Below are 15,284 nucleotides of genomic sequence, written 5' to 3' on the forward strand. Positions count from 1 at the left end.
GCCACCCAGGTCGTGTCCGCCCCTTCGCAGACGTGCGAAAGGGCGGATCAACCGGTTCAGGCGTTCGACAGTGCCAGGGCCTGGCCCATCTGTACCGGCGAGCCGGCCTTCAGTTCTTCAACCCACTTCACCTGATCCGGCCCGAACAGCACGATCGCGGTCGAACCCAGTTTGAAGCGCCCCAGTTCCGCACCTTTTTCCAGATGGATCGGCGCACGGGCGGCTTCGTCGTAACGGAAGGTTTTCAGTTCGCGCTTCGGCGGCGTGACCAGACCGGCCCACACGGTTTCGATCGATGCCACGATCATCGCGCCCACCAGCACCACGGCCATCGGCCCGCGCTCGGTGTCGAAGATGCACGCTACGCGCTCGTTGCGGGCGAACAGTTCCGGAACGTTTTCCGCGGTGGTCTGGTTGACCGAGAAGATCCGGCCCGGAATGTAGACCATTTCGCGCAGGGTGCCGGCCAGCGGCATGTGCACGCGGTGGTAGTCCTTCGGCGACAGGTAAACAGTGGCGAATTCACCGCCCATGAACGGCGCCGCATTGGCCGCGTCGCCGCCCAGCAGTTCCAGCACGCTGAAGCTGTGGCCCTTGGCCTGGAAAATTCGGCCGTGTTCGATCGGGCCGAGCTGGCTGATCGCACCGTCGGCCGGGCTGAGGATCGCGCCCGGAGTCTGGTCCAGTGGACGTGCGCCGTCTTTCAGGGCACGGGTGAAGAAGGCGTTGAAGTGCTCGTAAGCGGTGACGTCTTCAACCAGTGCCTGCGACATGTCCACTTGATAACGCTTGGCGAACCAGGTGGTGAAGGCATTCTTGAACCAGCGCACGCGGCACTCTGCGACGCAGCCGGCCAGGCGCGACAGCAGGTGATGAGGCAGCAGGTACTGGCTGATGATAAACAAACGCTCTTTCATGACTGTCCTTAAAAATCCTTAAAGCTCGACGGGGGTGTCGGGGTGGTTGCCCCATTCGCCCCAGGAACCGGCGTAGCCCTTGACCCGCGGATAACCGAGGGCCTTGGCCACCAGATAAGTGAAACCGGACCGGTGATGGGTCTGGCAGTGGGTAATGATTTCTTTGTCTTTGGTGATCCCGAGGCTTTCCAGGATCTGCGGCATGTCGGTGCGGATGCGCAACTGGCGCGCCTGATCCATGCCCGCCGTCCATTCGAAATTGACCGCGCCGGGGATGTGCCCGCCCTTGGCTGCCAGGACCTTCTCGCCGGAATACTCCAGCGGCCCGCGAGCGTCCCAGATTGCCAGGTCGGCGGCGCCGAGACGGCTTTGCAGGTATTCGCGGGTGGCGGTCGGTTCCTCGTGCAGGGTCAGGGCAACCGGGCCACCCGCCGCCGGAGGAATCTGGATCGACATCGGCGAACCTTCCGCCAGCCACGCCGGCAGTCCGCCGTCGAGGTAGTGATACTTGTCGTGGCCGATCACGTCGAGCAGCCAGATGAAGCGCCCGGCCCAGCCGCCGCCTTCGTCGTCATAGACCACGTAGACCGCATCTTTGCGATGACCCAGCTCACCGAACAGTTCTTCGAGTTTTTCCTTGCTCGGCAACAGCCCCGGAGCCGGCGCCTGACCCAGCTGGGTGCGTTTCGGATCAACAAAACGTGCGCCGGGAATGTGTCCCTCGGCGTAGCGGGCGGCACTGGTCAGATCCACCAGAATCAGATCGCGGGATTCGAGGCGCGGCAGCAGGTCGCTCGGCTCGATCACCAGGGCCAGGCCAGAGAAATCAGACATGTGAGGTCTCCAGAGCACAAAGGGGAAGGATTGTAGCTGTCATTGGCCGCGCTGGCTAAAACTGTGCAGGGCTTTCTCGATGCACTGCGCGGTTTTGCCGAAGGCTTGCACAGTGATGTCGGCGAACGGCCCGCCACCCTGGTCGGCGACCACGATCATGATCACCCGGCCGTTGTTCACCAGTGAACGCAGGAACAGGTGTTCGCCACGAAACAGCGTGCGCAGCGAGGGCGGCAACAGGGCGGAAAACTGGGCGTTGTTGTCCGGGGTGATCCGCACTTGCGCCTGCTGCGTGAGCAAGCGTTGCAGCACCGAACTCTGGCTGACGACGAAATTGAGCGCAGCGGCTTCCTTCGGCAACCCCGAGGTTTGATGGACGCGCAGATTGGCGTGGCTGCGGTCGGCCATCAGGATCATCACCCGGCGCATGCCACTGGCGACCAGCGCATCGCGGGCGGCGACGGTCAGGCTCATGGCGTTGGTGAAGCGGCTTGGCACGGCCAGCAGCTCGGCGCATTGCCGGCGCCACTGGGTCAGGTCGTCAGCGGAAGGCGCCGCAGCCGGCAGCATTCCGGCGGGCAGGCGTCGGGCGCCCCAAGGCCACAACAGCGAAACCGCCGGGTGCCACAGGTCCGGCATGGAATGATGGCGAGCGCTGACGGCGGCCTGTTGGTGCAACTGCTGTTGCACCTCGTCCATCGAGATTTGCAGGTAGAGGCTGGTCAGGTATTGCCAGCGCTCACTGTGCGGACTGTCCCAGGCCTGTTGCGCCGAGAGTGCCAGGCCGTTGGCCAGCAACACGGTGTTGGCCGGCTGGTTGAGCCAGCGGCGCAGGGTCGGATCGTCGTCGAGGCGGTTTTGCTGGCGCAGCGGATGATCGACGTCGCGGGCGATACGCAGGACCTTGACCAGTTCGCGCTGTTCGGTCAGCAGCAGCCGGTAACCTTGCTGGACCCAGATCGGCAGACGCCAGGCTTCCACCAGTGCTTCGCCGATTTTCAGCAGGCATACACCGAACAGCTGCTTTTCCACGACTCGCGCTGATTCGCCTTTGTGGATAACCCGCAGTTCCCACTCTTCAAGCAATTTGGGAAAGGTCAGCGCCAACGGCCACAGCGGCGACAGAAACAGCAGGCTGCCCCAATGAATGTCCTGCCACAGTCGCGCCAGGCGACTGGCGAAAAAACCGTTGGCCTGTTGCGTGGCGTGCTGGCTGATCATCTGCAACTGGCGCAGGGGCTGGGGGATCTGCGCGGCAGGTTCGGCGGGCAGGCGAGCCAGCAATTCTTCGGTGCGGGCAAGGCCGAGGCGATTGATCGCCACTTCGAGGTTTTCCGCCGGCGCGCTCATGTTGCCGTGGGTGTGGCGGTTGGCTTCGCGGATGATGCTCAGGGCCAGCGCCGGGCTGTCCTGCATCAGGTCGGCGATGTCGCGCAACGAGCTGCGGTCATCGCGAATCGCCCGGCAGACCCGGTCATGGGCGTCTTGCGGCACCGGCAGGCGAACGCTGTCGAGCAGCTTCACCCAACCATCGAGTGTGGTCGGTTTCACGTGTGGGACGTTCGTTTCATTAGCCATGTCTGGACGAGATCTTCACTGACTGTAGACGCGCCCGGCATGGGCTAAATTGGCTTTTCGCCTGAACTGGCTATAGTCTGGCGCAGTTTTGCCGATAAGTAGAAGAAGAGATTTTTTAACTTCCGAATATGACCTTGAACCCGACTTAAACAAGTACCTTTCTACCTATGGCTAAAATTATCGGCATCATCGTCGTATTCGCGAGCGTGCTCGGCGGATACGTGCTCTCCCACGGCAAGATTGCCGCCCTGATCCAGCCTTTCGAGGTAATGATCATCGGTGGTGCTGCACTCGGTGCATTCCTCCAGGCCAACCCCGGCTACATGACGATGCACGTGCTCAAGAAATCCCTGAGCATGTTCAGTTCGCGTTTCAGCCACACGTTCTATCTGGAAGTGCTGGGCCTGATCTACGAGATCCTCAACAAGAGCCGCCGCGAAGGCATGATGGCCATCGAGGGCGACATCGAAGATGCCGCCGCGAGCCCGATCTTCGCCAAGTACCCGGCGGTACTGAAAGACGAGCGCATGACCGCGTTCATCTGCGACTACCTGCGCATCATGTCGTCCGGCAACATGGCTCCCCACGAGCTGGAAGGCCTGTTCGACATGGAACTGTACAGCCTGAAGGAAGACCTCGAGCATCCGTCCCACGCGGTGAACGGCATTGCCGACGCCATGCCGGGTTTCGGTATCGTTGCGGCGGTACTGGGTATCGTGGTGACCATGGCCTCCCTGGGTGAAGGCGATCAGAAATCCATCGGTCTGCACGTAGGTGCGGCACTCGTGGGTACCTTCTTCGGTATTCTCGCGGCGTACGGTTTCTTCGGCCCGCTGGCGCACTCCCTGGCCCACGATGCCAAGGAAGAGCTGAACGTTTACGAAGCCATCAAGGCCTCGCTGGTGGCTTCGGCTTCCGGCATGCCGCCGTCACTGGCTGTCGAGTTCGGTCGCAAGGTTCTGTACCCGGCTCACCGTCCAAGCTTTGCCGAGCTGGAACAAGCCGTTCGCGGTCGCTAAGTCATGGAAAATAACCAGCCGATAATCATCAAGCGCGTCAAGCGCATCGCCGGCGGGCATCACGGCGGGGCGTGGAAGATCGCCTTCGCCGACTTCGCGACGGCGATGATGGCGTTCTTCCTGGTGTTGTGGCTGCTGTCCACCGCGACCCCGGAACAGAAGATCGCCATCGCCGGTTACTTCAAGGACCCGGTCGGTTTCTCCGAGAGCGGCACGCCGTACATCATCGACCTGGGCGGTACGCCGACCCTGGCGCCGGAAAACACCCTCAACCCTGAAGTGAAGTCGCAACCGCAACCGGACAAGGTCACGGTCGACACCGAACAGGTTGAAGGCATGGCCGAACAGGTCGAGAAGGAACGCCTGGAACTGCTGCTGCAAGAACTGCAGAACAAGGTCGACGAGAACCCGCAACTGCAGAAGTTCAAGGACCAGATCCTCTTCGAGATCACGCCGAACGGCTTGCGCATCCAGATCATGGACGCCGAGAACCGGCCGATGTTCGACTCAGGTTCCGCACGGCTGAAGCCGTACTTCGAAGACATCCTGCTGGCCATGGCCGACACGATCAAAGCGGTGCCGAACAAGATCAGTATCAGCGGCCACACCGATGCCAAGCCTTATGTAGGCAATGGCGACTTCGGCAACTGGGAGCTTTCGGCCAACCGTGCCAACGCCGCCCGGCGTGCGCTGGTGGCGGGCAGTTATCCGGACTCGCAAGTGGCGCGTGTGGTGGGTTACGCCTCGTCGGCGCTGTTCGACAAGGAGAACCCGTTCAACCCGGTCAACCGCCGCATCGACATCGTGGTGTTGACCAAGAAAGCCCAGGCAGCCATCGAAGGTGCGCAAGGCGCCGACCCGTCGAAACCGACGGATCAAGGTCAGAACGGCGCCGCGCCGGCTACCCCGGTCGACCCGAACGCCTTGCCGGCGGATCAGCAACCGGTACCGGCCCACGAGTTGCGCGAACGGCTGAACCTGTTCGATGACCCGCTGCCGAAACCGACCGAGCCGGGCGCAGCGGCACCAGCTCCGGCGCCTGCACCGGCCCCCGCGCCGAAACAGTGACCCACAAAAAAGCCGCGAGATGATCGCGGCTTTTTTGTGTCTGGTTACTTGAAAGTCTAGTAACCGTTTTCCGGCAGGCTGGCGATGATCGAGCGGTAGCTGTTCATTCGCTGCTGCTGCACGCGGCCGTCTTCCAAGGCCTTGAGGAGTGCACAACCGGGTTCGCGATCGTGCTTGCAGTCGCGGAAGCGGCAGGTGCCGAGCAGGTCGTTGAACTCGATGAAACCGGCTTCGACGTCGGCGCGGCTGACGTGGCCGAGGCCGAATTCACGGATGCCCGGGGAGTCGATCAGTTCACCGCCGCCGGGGAAGTGGAACAGGCGTGCGGTGGTCGTAGTGTGGGTGCCCTGACCCGACAGCTCGGACAGCGGGCCGACGCGGGTTTCGACTTCCGGCAGCAGACTGTTGACCAGCGACGACTTGCCGACACCGGACTGGCCGACGAACACGCTGATGCGTCCGTCGAGCTGCTTTTGCAATTGCTCCATGCCGTTGCCGTGGTGCGCCGAGACTTCCAGCACCGGATAACCCAGTGTGCGGTAGACCTCCAGCAGCGCATTCAGCGCCGGGGCGTTCTGCTCGTCGATCAGGTCGAATTTGTTCAGCAGCAGCAACGGGCGGATGCCGGCATGTTCGGCGGCGACCAGATAACGGTCGATCAGGTTCGCATGAGGTTCGGGCAGCGGGGCGAAGACGATGACGATCATGTCGACGTTGGCGGCCACCGGCTTGAGCTGGCCACGGCTGTCCGGACGGCACAGCTCGGTGGTGCGCGGCAGTTGCGCGACGATCACGCCGATGCCCTGGTTGCCGGCGCGCCATACTACCCGGTCGCCGGTGACCAGCGCCGGCAGGTTGGCCCGCAGATGGCAGCGGAAGACCTGGCCGGCCAGCTCACCGTCAACGGCCTCGACCTCGACCTGCACACCGAAGTGGGCGATCACCAGGCCGTGCTGTTCCGGGCCGAGGTCGCCGCCTTCGAGCGCCTCGACAGCCGAGGACTCGCGTTTGGCGGCGCGGGCGGCGCGCTCGCCCTGAATCTTTTCGATGCGCCAGTTTTGACGACGATTGAGTTGGCGTTTGGCCATGGGTGTTCCGTCTGAAGAATGCAGCGATTAGGTAAAACGGCCGCGAGTTTAGCACGCCCGGCAGGCTGCCTAGGCTAAACTGCGCAGCATTGCTCAGGAGCCGAAAAATGCAAAACCCGCAGAATCTGATCTGGATCGACCTGGAAATGACCGGTCTCGATCCGGAAAACGACGTCATCATCGAAATGGCCACCATCGTCACCGACAGTGACCTGAACACCCTGGCCGAAGGCCCGGTGATCGCCATCCACCACAGCGACGAAGTCCTCGCCCGCATGGACGAGTGGAACACCCGCACCCACGGCAACTCCGGCCTGACCCAGCGCGTACGTGAAAGCCGCGTGAGCATGGCCGAGGCCGAGGCCGAGACCATTGCCTTCCTGGAAAAGTGGGTGCCGAAGGGCAAGTCGCCGATCTGTGGCAACAGCATCTGCCAGGATCGGCGCTTCCTTTATACCCACATGAAGTCGCTGGAAAGCTACTTCCACTACCGCAACCTCGACGTCTCCACGCTCAAGGAACTGGCCGCGCGCTGGGCGCCGGACGTGCGTGACAGTTTCAAGAAGGGCAGCACTCACCTGGCGCTGGACGACATCCGCGAATCCATTGCCGAGCTGCAGCATTACCGTAAGCATTTCATCAAGTTCTGAGATCGGCACCTACGCCGGGGTGCCCTCTTTTGGTGCCTCGGTGAAGTGAGTAGACTGCGCGCCTTCCTGCCAGGATCGCCACCATGTTGCTGATGCTCTACCTCGTCGCCATTACTGCCGAAGCCATGACCGGCGCCCTGTCTGCGGGCCGTCGCGGCATGGACTGGTTCGGCGTGGTGCTGATCGCCTGCGTCACCGCATTGGGCGGCGGTTCGGTGCGCGACGTGCTGCTCGGGCATTACCCGCTGACCTGGGTCAAACATCCGGAATATCTGGTACTGACGACGATTGCGGCGATGATCACCGTGTTTACCGCACGCTGGATGCGTCACCTGCGCTCGCTGTTTCTCGTGCTCGACGCGGTCGGTCTGGTGGCATTCACCCTGATCGGCTGCATGACCGCCCTGGAAATGGGCCACGGCATGCTGGTGGCTTCGGTCAGCGGCGTGATCACGGGTGTGTTCGGCGGCATCCTGCGCGATATCTTCTGCAACGACATCCCGCTGATCTTCCGCCGCGAACTCTACGCCAGTGTCTCGTTCGCTGCGGCGTGGTGCTACATGCTCTGTCTGTTCCTCAATGTGCCGAGCGAGCAGGCGATTCTGATCACGTTGTTCGGTGGCTTTCTATTGCGGCTGTTGGCGATTCGCTTCCATTGGGAAATGCCGAAGTTCGTCTATAACGACGCGCCTTGACGGTCGGCGTGCTGTTTCAAAGCCCATTCCACATGTTCTCGCACCAGCTCTGACGGGTATTCGCGCCGCGCCTTGAGTGCTTCCAGCACTGGAATGCTTGACGGTGCATTTCCCAGTCCCACCGCCAGATTTCGCAGCCAGCGCTCGTAACCGGCCCGACGTAGCGGCGAACCCTCGGTGCTGCTGAGGAATTTGTCTTCATCCCACATAAACAGTTCGGCCAGTTCTGCGTTGTCCAGATTGTGCCGTGGCTTGAAATCGCTTTCGCCGGACGGGCGGGCGAAGCGGTTCCACGGGCAGCAGATCTGGCAATCGTCGCAGCCGAACACACGGTTACCGATCAGCGGTCGCAGATCTTCGGGGATGGCGTTCTTCAGTTCGATGGTCAGGTAGGAAATGCAGCGTCGCGCGTCCAGCACGTACGGGCCTACGAAAGCGTTGGTCGGGCAGATGTCGAGGCATGCGGTGCATCGGCCGCAATGTTCGGTGCTATGCGGTTCATCCACCGGCAACGGCAGATCGACGAACAGTTCAGCGAGAAAGAAATAACTGCCGGCCTTGCGATTGAGCACCAGAGTGTTTTTGCCGATCCAGCCCAGCCCGGCCTGCTCGGCGATGGCTTTTTCCAGCACCGGGGCGCTGTCGACGAAGGCTCGGAAACCGAACGGGCCGATTTCGGACTGAATCCTGTCCGCCAGTTGTTGAACGCGTTTACGGATCAACTTGTGATAATCGCGGCCCAAGGCGTAACGCGAGATGTAGGCTTTTTCCGGTTTGCCCAGCAATTGCGCCATTTGTGTGTCGCCCGGCAGGTAGTCCATGCGCAGCGACACCACACGCAGGGTGCCCGGCACCAGTTCTTCGGGGTGCGAGCGTTTGCTGCCGTGGGCGCCCATGTACTCCATTTCGCCGTGGTAGCCGGCCTCGAGCCAGCGTTGCAGGTGCTGTTCATGCTCGGCCAGGTCCAGACCGCTGATGCCGACTTGCTGGAAGCCCAACTCGCGGCCCCAGTCCTTGATGGATTGGGCGAGGGCGGGAAGATCGGTGGTGATGGCGGACATGAGGCGAGAGAAACCGGAGCTGAGGTGCGTATAATTCTGCCAGACATCGGAGCCCGAAGACGCATGCCGCACACTAAAGATCAATTACCCGACGTGCTGTACCGTGCCGCGCAAGTGCGCGAACTCGATGCTCGGCTGATCGCCGCCGGCACGCCGGGCTTCGAATTGATGCAGCGTGCCGCCCATGCCACGTGGCGCGCGCTGGTGCGCCAATGGCCGGCCGCGAATGAAATGACGGTGCTGGCCGGACACGGCAACAACGCCGGCGATGGTTATCTGGTGGCGGCGCTGGCCCATCGGGCGGGTTGGCAGGTTCAGGTGCTGGCTGTCGGTGAGCCGCAGCGTTTGAAGGGCGATGCCGCTGTGGCGCACGCCGAAGCTGTGGCCGAGGGTGTATCGATTGCCCCATGGGATCTGTCCTGTGAGTTGCGCGGCATCGTCGTTGACGCGTTGCTCGGCACCGGCCTGAGCGGCGAGGTGCGTGAGCCTTATGCCGCTGCGATTGCGTCGATCAATGCCAGCGGGCTGCCAGTGGTGGCGGTCGATATCCCTTCCGGATTATGCGCCGACACCGGCCATGCGCTGGGTGAAGCGGTGCACGCCGACCTCACCGTGACTTTTATCGGGCTGAAACTCGGGCTGTTCACGGGCGAGGCGGTGGATCATGTCGGCGAACTGCTGTTTAACGACCTGCAGGCCACGGCCGAAAATTTCAGTGACATTTCTGCCGTCGCTCAACGGCTCAACGCGATTAACCTGCCGCGTCCGGCTGCCCGTGCGCCGGCTGCCCACAAGGGGCGTTTCGGCCATGTGCTGCTGATCGGCGGCGATCACGGCTTTGGCGGGGCGATCCTGCTGAGCACCGAAAGCGCGTTGCGCAGTGGTGCCGGGATGGTCTCGGTCGCGACTCGCCCGGAACATGTGCCGGCGGCGCTGAGCCGGGTACCGGAAGCCATGGCGCTGGGCACTTCTTCGGCCAATCAACTGATGGGGCTGCTGGACAAGGTGTCCGTGCTGGTGGTCGGGCCGGGGCTTGGGCAGGCCAGTTGGGGGCGAGCGCTGTTGTCGGCCGCTGCCAATGCAGCGCTGCCTCAAGTATGGGACGCGGATGCGCTGAACCTGCTGGCCTCGGGTTTTGTCAGTTTGCCCAAGGATTGCGTGATCACGCCGCATCCGGGGGAGGCAGCGCGTTTATTGGGGATCAGTACAGCCGAAGTGCAGGCTGATCGTCCGGCGGCCACGCTGGCGTTGAGCAAAAAATATACAGCGGTGGTGGTGCTCAAAGGCGCGGGCAGTCTGATTGCTCATCCCGATGGTCGTCTGGCGCTGTGTCATCAAGGCCATCCGGCGATGGCCACTGCCGGGCTCGGCGATGTGCTGGCGGGCCTGATCGGCGCACTGCTGGCCCAGGGCATGGACGGTTTTGACGCCGCGAGTCTGGCAGTCTGGCTGCACGCCAACGCCGGTCTGCAACAAGGTAAATTCGGCCGTGGGCTGGCGGCCAGTGATCTTATTCCAGCCATTCGTCAGTTGTTGGAGGAGCATGCACCGTGTCTGAAGTAACCCTGTACCTGGCCGATGAACAGGCCATGAGCGACTTTGGCGCACGCATCGCCCGTATCACCCAGGGCCATGGCCTGATCTTTCTCGAAGGCAATCTCGGGATGGGCAAAACCACGCTGTCGCGGGGCATCATTCGCGGTCTGGGGCACGTGGGGGCGGTGAAAAGTCCGACCTTCACCCTGGTCGAGCCCTACGAGATCGGTGACGTCCGGGCGTTTCACTTCGACCTGTATCGTCTGGTCGATCCGGAGGAACTGGAGTTTCTCGGCATCCGCGACTATTTCGAAGACGACGCCCTGTGCCTGATCGAATGGCCCGATAAAGGTGCAGGCTTTTTGCCAAAGCCTGACCTGACCATTACCATTAGCCCGCAAGACAGCGGACGTTCGCTGACCATTTTATCCCAGGGCTCGCGCGGCGAGGCCTGGTGTGCCGCTTTGGCATTGGAAACCAATTGAATGATGGGGTTAGGTATGCGCTTTCGCGCGTTGGTGGCTGCCGCTGGACTGATGTTGATGGCAGTAACCGTCAACGCTGTGGCCGAGACGAAGGTCAACAGCGTGCGCCTGTGGCGGGCGCCGGACAACACGCGACTGGTGTTCGACCTGACAGGCCCGGTGCAGCACAGCGTCTTCACGCTGACCGCGCCGGATCGTCTGGTGATCGACATCAACGGCGCCACCCTCGGCGCGCCGCTGAATGTGCAGACCGCCAACACGCCGATCACTGCGATGCGTTCGGCCCAGCGCACGCCGACCGACCTGCGGGTGGTCATCGACCTGAAAAAAGCGGTCACTCCGAAAAGCTTCTCGCTGGCGCCGAACGCCCAGTATGGCAACCGTCTGGTGGTCGACCTGTTCGACAACCCGGCAGACGCGGCACCACCGCCTGCGCCGACGCCGTCGGTCGCTACCGTACCGGCGGTGCCTGTCACGCCGGCTGAACCTGCGATCAAACTGCCACCGGCCCCGGCCGGAAAGCGCGACATCATCGTGGTCATCGACGCCGGTCACGGCGGTGAAGACCCGGGAGCATCGGGTTCTCGCGGCCAGCGCGAAAAAGACGTGGTACTGCAGATCGCCCGCGAGTTGCAGCGTCAGGTCAACGGCATGAAAGGCTTCCGCGCCGAACTGACCCGTACCGGCGACTACTTCATCCCGCTGCGCGGTCGTACCGAGATTGCCCGCAAGAAGGGCGCCGACCTGTTCGTCTCGATCCACGCTGACGCTGCGCCGTCTGCGGCCGCGTTCGGTGCGTCGGTGTTTGCCCTGTCTGATCGTGGAGCCACCTCGGAAACCGCCCGTTGGCTGGCCGACAGCGAAAACCGTTCCGACCTGATCGGTGGTGCCGGCAACGTCAGCCTCGACGACAAGGACCGGATGCTGGCCGGCGTTCTGCTCGACCTGTCGATGACCGCCTCGCTGACCTCCAGCCTCAACGTCGGTCAGAAAGTCCTGACCAACATTGGCCGGGTCACCCCGCTGCACAAGCAGCGCGTGGAACAGGCCGGATTCATGGTGCTGAAATCGCCGGACATCCCGTCGATCCTGGTGGAAACCGGCTTCATCTCCAACGCCAACGAAGCGAGCAAACTCTCGGCAGCGAGCCACCAGCAGGCGCTGGCGCGCTCGATCAGCAGCGGCGTGCGCCAGTTCTTCCAGCAGAATCCGCCACCGGGCACTTACATCGCCTGGCTGCGTGATTCGGGCAAGATCGCTCAGGGACCGCGTGATCACCGGGTAGGTCCGGGTGAGACCGTGGCGATGATTGCCGTGCGTTATCAGATTTCGCCGGCCACACTGCGTAGTGCCAACAATCTGAAAAGCGATGATCTGAAAGTCGGTCAGCACCTGACCATTCCCGGCACCGAACTGGCGTCCAAAGAATGAACCAGGTCCTGAACGCTGCCCGCATTGAACTGCTCAGCCCGCGGCTGGCGAACCAGATCGCCGCCGGTGAGGTAGTCGAACGCCCGGCCTCGGTGATCAAGGAGCTGCTGGAAAACAGCCTCGACTCCGGCGCCAAGCGTATCGACGTCGATGTCGAGCAGGGCGGCGTCAAACTGCTGCGAGTGCGTGACGACGGCAGCGGCATTTCCGCTGATGACCTGCCGCTGGCCCTGGCCCGTCACGCCACCAGCAAGATCCGTAACCTGGAAGACCTCGAACAGGTGATGAGCCTGGGTTTCCGGGGCGAGGCTTTGGCTTCGATCAGCTCCGTGGCGCGTCTGACCCTGACCTCGCGTACCCGCGACGCCGATCAGGCCTGGCAGGTCGAGACTGAAGGCCGCGACATGGCGCCTCGCGTGCAGCCAGCGGCGCACCCGGTCGGCACGTCGGTGGAAGTCCGTGACCTGTTCTTCAACACCCCGGCACGCCGCAAATTCCTCAAGACTGAAAAAACCGAATTCGATCACCTGCAGGAAGTGATCAAGCGTCTGGCGCTGGCGCGTTTCGACGTGGCGTTCCATCTGCGCCACAACGGCAAGACCATCCTCAGCCTGCACGAAGCCCACGATGACGCGGCCCGCGCCCGGCGTGTAGCGGCGATCTGCGGTTCGGGCTTCCTCGAGCAGGCGTTGCCGATCGAAATCGAACGCAATGGCCTGCATTTGTGGGGCTGGGTCGGTCTGCCGACCTTCAACCGCAGTCAGGCGGACTTGCAGTATTTCTTCGTCAATGGCCGTGCGGTGCGCGACAAGCTGGTGGCCCACGCGGTGCGTCAGGCTTATCGCGATGTGCTGTTCAACGGCCGGCATCCGACGTTCGCACTGTTTTTCGAGGTTGATCCGGCAGCGGTCGACGTCAACGTGCACCCGACCAAACACGAAGTGCGCTTCCGTGACGGGCGCATGGTGCATGACTTCCTGTATGGCACCTTGCACCGGGCCCTCGGTGATGTGCGCCCGGAAGATCAGCTTGCCGGTGCGGTGACCACCGCGATCGTCCGGCCGACCGGCCTTGAAGCCGGTGAATTCGGACCGCAGGGCGAAATGCGTCTGGCGGCCAATGCGTTGCTGGAGCAGCCGCAAGCGCAGCCGGCGTTCAATACCTCGTCGGGCGCCAGTGCGGGCGGCGCTTATCAGTATCAATACACGCCGCGTCCGCAATCGACCGTGCCGGTTGCCGAGGCCCAGGCCGCGTATCGCGAGTTTTTTGCGCCGCTGCCTGAAGCGAATGCCAACGCGCTGCCGGCCGGTCAGGAAGACATCCCGCCGCTGGGTTATGCGCTGGCGCAGCTCAAGGGCATCTATATTCTGTCCGAGAACGCCCAGGGCCTGGTTTTGGTGGACATGCACGCCGCTCACGAGCGGATCATGTATGAGCGCCTGAAGATTGCCATGGCCAGCGAAGGCCTGAGCGGCCAGCCGCTGCTGGTGCCGGAATCGCTGGCGGTCAGTCAGCGCGAGGCCGATTGCGCCGAAGAACATGCGGCATGGTTCCAGCGCCTCGGTTTTGAATTGCAGCGCCTTGGCCCGGAAACCCTGGCCATCCGGCAGATCCCGGCCTTGCTCAAACAGGCCGAAGCCAACCGACTGGTGGGCGATGTGCTGTCGGACTTGATGGAATACGGCACCAGCGACCGGATTCAGGCGCATCTGAACGAACTGCTCGGCACCATGGCCTGCCACGGCGCGATCCGCGCCAACCGGCGTCTGGCCCTGCCGGAAATGAACGGCCTGCTGCGTGACATGGAAAACACTGAACGCAGCGGTCAATGCAACCATGGCCGACCGACCTGGACCCAACTGGGCCTGGACGATCTGGACAAACTGTTCCTGCGCGGTCGTTGATGAGCCAGCTTCCTCCAGCGATTTTCCTGATGGGCCCGACCGCTGCGGGCAAGACCGACCTGGCCATCGAGCTGACCAAGGTGCTGCCGTGCGAGCTGATCAGCGTCGATTCGGCGCTGGTCTATCGCGGCATGGACATCGGCACCGCCAAGCCTTCCAAAGAACTGCTGGCCGAATTCCCTCATCGACTGATCGACATTCTCGATCCGGCCGAAGCCTATTCGGCAGCGGATTTCCGTCGTGATGCGCTGGAGGCCATGGCCGAGATCACCGCACGCGGAAAAATTCCGCTGCTGGTGGGCGGCACGATGCTCTATTACAAGGCTTTGATCGACGGTTTGGCGGACATGCCGGCGGCCGATCCCGAGGTTCGCGCGCAGATTGAAGAAGAGGCTGCACGCCTTGGCTGGCAAGCCCTGCACGAGCAACTGGCGGTCATCGATCCCGAGTCGGCGGCACGCATCCATCCGAACGATCCACAGCGACTGAGTCGTGCGCTGGAAGTTTACCGGGTCAGCGGTCAGAGCATGACTGCGCTACGCCTGCAACAATCTGCGCAAAGTGCTGAAGCGGCCGCATCGGGACTGCAACAATTGCCCTATACTGTCGCGAACCTGGCGATTGCACCAACTAATCGCCAGGTACTGCACGAGCGCATTAAACAAAGATTCACAAGTATGCTGGAACAGGGATTCATCGACGAGGTCGTAGCCCTGCGTAATAGAAGTGACCTGCATGCCGGGTTGCCGTCTATACGTGCGGTAGGCTACCGCCAGGTCTGGGACTTCCTGGATGGCAAGCTGACGTCGGCCGAGATGCAGGAGCGGGGCATCATCGCCACGCGCCAATTGGCCAAACGCCAGTTCACCTGGCTGCGCAGCTGGAAAGATTTACACTGGCTCGACAGTCTGGATTGCGACAATCTGCCACGCGCCTTGAAATACCTTGGGACGATCTCCATATTGAGCTGAGTCCTTGCAATTGCCGTCTATCCTTGGGGGTGTGGCGGCAAAAGCCA

The 15,284-nt window shown here is 62.5% G+C and carries 14 protein-coding genes; 9 read left to right on the forward strand and 5 right to left on the reverse strand.

Features of this window, described 5'->3' with window-relative positions:
- Positions 1-56 precede the first annotated feature (56 nt).
- From asd to ACEN93_RS19475, 3 genes are read right to left on the reverse strand one after another with little or no spacing between them, the layout of a single operon-like run.
- On the reverse strand, positions 57-917 hold the full coding sequence (gene asd, locus ACEN93_RS19465; protein ID WP_007952166.1) for an archaetidylserine decarboxylase: 861 nt from the start codon (positions 915-917) through the stop codon (positions 57-59).
- A gap of 18 nt (positions 918-935) precedes the next feature.
- On the reverse strand, positions 936-1,751 hold the full coding sequence (locus ACEN93_RS19470; protein ID WP_039766622.1) for a rhodanese-like domain-containing protein: 816 nt from the start codon (positions 1,749-1,751) through the stop codon (positions 936-938).
- A 39-nt stretch (positions 1,752-1,790) separates the two neighbouring features.
- On the reverse strand, positions 1,791-3,329 hold the full coding sequence (locus ACEN93_RS19475) for an HDOD domain-containing protein (protein ID WP_495610396.1): 1,539 nt from the start codon (positions 3,327-3,329) through the stop codon (positions 1,791-1,793).
- Positions 3,330-3,496: 167 nt separating this feature from the next.
- Between ACEN93_RS19475 and motA the strand changes: the two genes are divergently transcribed.
- Both motA and motB read left to right on the forward strand, forming a co-directional pair.
- A complete protein-coding gene (motA, locus tag ACEN93_RS19480) occupies positions 3,497-4,348 on the forward strand; it encodes a flagellar motor stator protein MotA (protein ID WP_007952169.1) in 852 nt (283 codons plus the stop codon).
- Positions 4,349-4,351: 3 nt separating this feature from the next.
- Positions 4,352-5,416 (forward strand): flagellar motor protein MotB, encoded by a 1,065-nt coding sequence (motB, locus tag ACEN93_RS19485; RefSeq protein WP_163973914.1) that lies wholly within the window; start codon positions 4,352-4,354, stop codon positions 5,414-5,416.
- A gap of 56 nt (positions 5,417-5,472) precedes the next feature.
- On the opposite strand, the gene rsgA is transcribed toward motB, so the two are convergent.
- The gene (gene rsgA, locus ACEN93_RS19490) at positions 5,473-6,504 is read right to left on the reverse strand and encodes a small ribosomal subunit biogenesis GTPase RsgA (protein ID WP_134333963.1); all 1,032 of its coding nucleotides are present in this window, start codon (positions 6,502-6,504) and stop codon (positions 5,473-5,475) included.
- 107 nt (positions 6,505-6,611) lie between these two features.
- Between rsgA and orn the strand changes: the two genes are divergently transcribed.
- A complete protein-coding gene (gene orn / locus ACEN93_RS19495; protein WP_065258764.1) occupies positions 6,612-7,154 on the forward strand; it encodes an oligoribonuclease in 543 nt (180 codons plus the stop codon).
- Positions 7,155-7,237: 83 nt separating this feature from the next.
- Positions 7,238-7,849, forward strand: coding sequence for a trimeric intracellular cation channel family protein (locus ACEN93_RS19500; protein WP_039766632.1), 612 nt, complete (start codon positions 7,238-7,240; stop codon positions 7,847-7,849).
- Here the strand turns inward: ACEN93_RS19500 and queG are convergent.
- Positions 7,831-8,910 (reverse strand): tRNA epoxyqueuosine(34) reductase QueG, encoded by a 1,080-nt coding sequence (gene queG, locus ACEN93_RS19505; RefSeq protein WP_074689629.1) that lies wholly within the window; start codon positions 8,908-8,910, stop codon positions 7,831-7,833. The genes ACEN93_RS19500 and queG overlap by 19 nt on opposite strands.
- Positions 8,911-8,973: 63 nt before the next feature.
- On the opposite strand from queG, the gene ACEN93_RS19510 reads away from it, so the two are divergent.
- Genes ACEN93_RS19510 through miaA form a run of 5 tightly spaced genes read left to right on the forward strand, consistent with a single transcriptional unit; the run spans position 8,974 to position 15,237 of the window.
- Positions 8,974-10,473: an NAD(P)H-hydrate dehydratase gene (locus ACEN93_RS19510; RefSeq protein WP_134333962.1), complete on the forward strand. Its 1,500-nt coding sequence runs from the start codon at positions 8,974-8,976 to the stop codon at positions 10,471-10,473.
- On the forward strand, positions 10,461-10,931 hold the full coding sequence (gene tsaE / locus ACEN93_RS19515) for a tRNA (adenosine(37)-N6)-threonylcarbamoyltransferase complex ATPase subunit type 1 TsaE (protein ID WP_007950729.1): 471 nt from the start codon (positions 10,461-10,463) through the stop codon (positions 10,929-10,931). Before ACEN93_RS19510 ends, tsaE begins: the two co-directional genes overlap by 13 nt.
- Before the next feature lie 51 nt (positions 10,932-10,982).
- Entirely contained in the window at positions 10,983-12,362 is a 1,380-nt protein-coding gene (locus ACEN93_RS19520; RefSeq protein ID WP_371855323.1) for an N-acetylmuramoyl-L-alanine amidase, read from the forward strand.
- Positions 12,359-14,266, forward strand: coding sequence for a DNA mismatch repair endonuclease MutL (mutL, locus tag ACEN93_RS19525; RefSeq protein WP_074689632.1), 1,908 nt, complete (start codon positions 12,359-12,361; stop codon positions 14,264-14,266). The genes ACEN93_RS19520 and mutL overlap by 4 nt, the downstream gene beginning before the upstream one ends.
- Complete coding sequence (gene miaA, locus ACEN93_RS19530; protein WP_039766645.1) at positions 14,266-15,237, forward strand: tRNA (adenosine(37)-N6)-dimethylallyltransferase MiaA; 972 nt, start codon at positions 14,266-14,268, stop codon at positions 15,235-15,237. Before mutL ends, miaA begins: the two co-directional genes overlap by 1 nt.
- Positions 15,238-15,284 lie beyond the last annotated feature (47 nt).

The organism is Pseudomonas sp. Pseusp21, from assembly GCF_059492145.1.

Excerpts from the sequence above, each read along its gene's own strand:
- asd (WP_007952166.1), bottom strand. The coding sequence starts at position 917 with ATGAAAGAGCGTTTGTTTATCATCAGCCAGTACCTGCTGCCTCATCAC.
- ACEN93_RS19470 (WP_039766622.1), bottom strand. The coding sequence starts at position 1,751 with ATGTCTGATTTCTCTGGCCTGGCCCTGGTGATCGAGCCGAGCGACCTG.
- ACEN93_RS19475 (WP_495610396.1), bottom strand. The coding sequence starts at position 3,329 with ATGGCTAATGAAACGAACGTCCCACACGTGAAACCGACCACACTCGAT.
- motA (WP_007952169.1), top strand. The coding sequence starts at position 3,497 with ATGGCTAAAATTATCGGCATCATCGTCGTATTCGCGAGCGTGCTCGGC.
- motB (WP_163973914.1), top strand. The coding sequence starts at position 4,352 with ATGGAAAATAACCAGCCGATAATCATCAAGCGCGTCAAGCGCATCGCC.
- rsgA (WP_134333963.1), bottom strand. The coding sequence starts at position 6,504 with ATGGCCAAACGCCAACTCAATCGTCGTCAAAACTGGCGCATCGAAAAG.
- orn (WP_065258764.1), top strand. The coding sequence starts at position 6,612 with ATGCAAAACCCGCAGAATCTGATCTGGATCGACCTGGAAATGACCGGT.
- ACEN93_RS19500 (WP_039766632.1), top strand. The coding sequence starts at position 7,238 with ATGTTGCTGATGCTCTACCTCGTCGCCATTACTGCCGAAGCCATGACC.
- queG (WP_074689629.1), bottom strand. The coding sequence starts at position 8,910 with ATGTCCGCCATCACCACCGATCTTCCCGCCCTCGCCCAATCCATCAAG.
- ACEN93_RS19510 (WP_134333962.1), top strand. The coding sequence starts at position 8,974 with ATGCCGCACACTAAAGATCAATTACCCGACGTGCTGTACCGTGCCGCG.
- ACEN93_RS19520 (WP_371855323.1), top strand. The coding sequence starts at position 10,983 with ATGTTGATGGCAGTAACCGTCAACGCTGTGGCCGAGACGAAGGTCAAC.
- mutL (WP_074689632.1), top strand. The coding sequence starts at position 12,359 with ATGAACCAGGTCCTGAACGCTGCCCGCATTGAACTGCTCAGCCCGCGG.
- miaA (WP_039766645.1), top strand. The coding sequence starts at position 14,266 with ATGAGCCAGCTTCCTCCAGCGATTTTCCTGATGGGCCCGACCGCTGCG.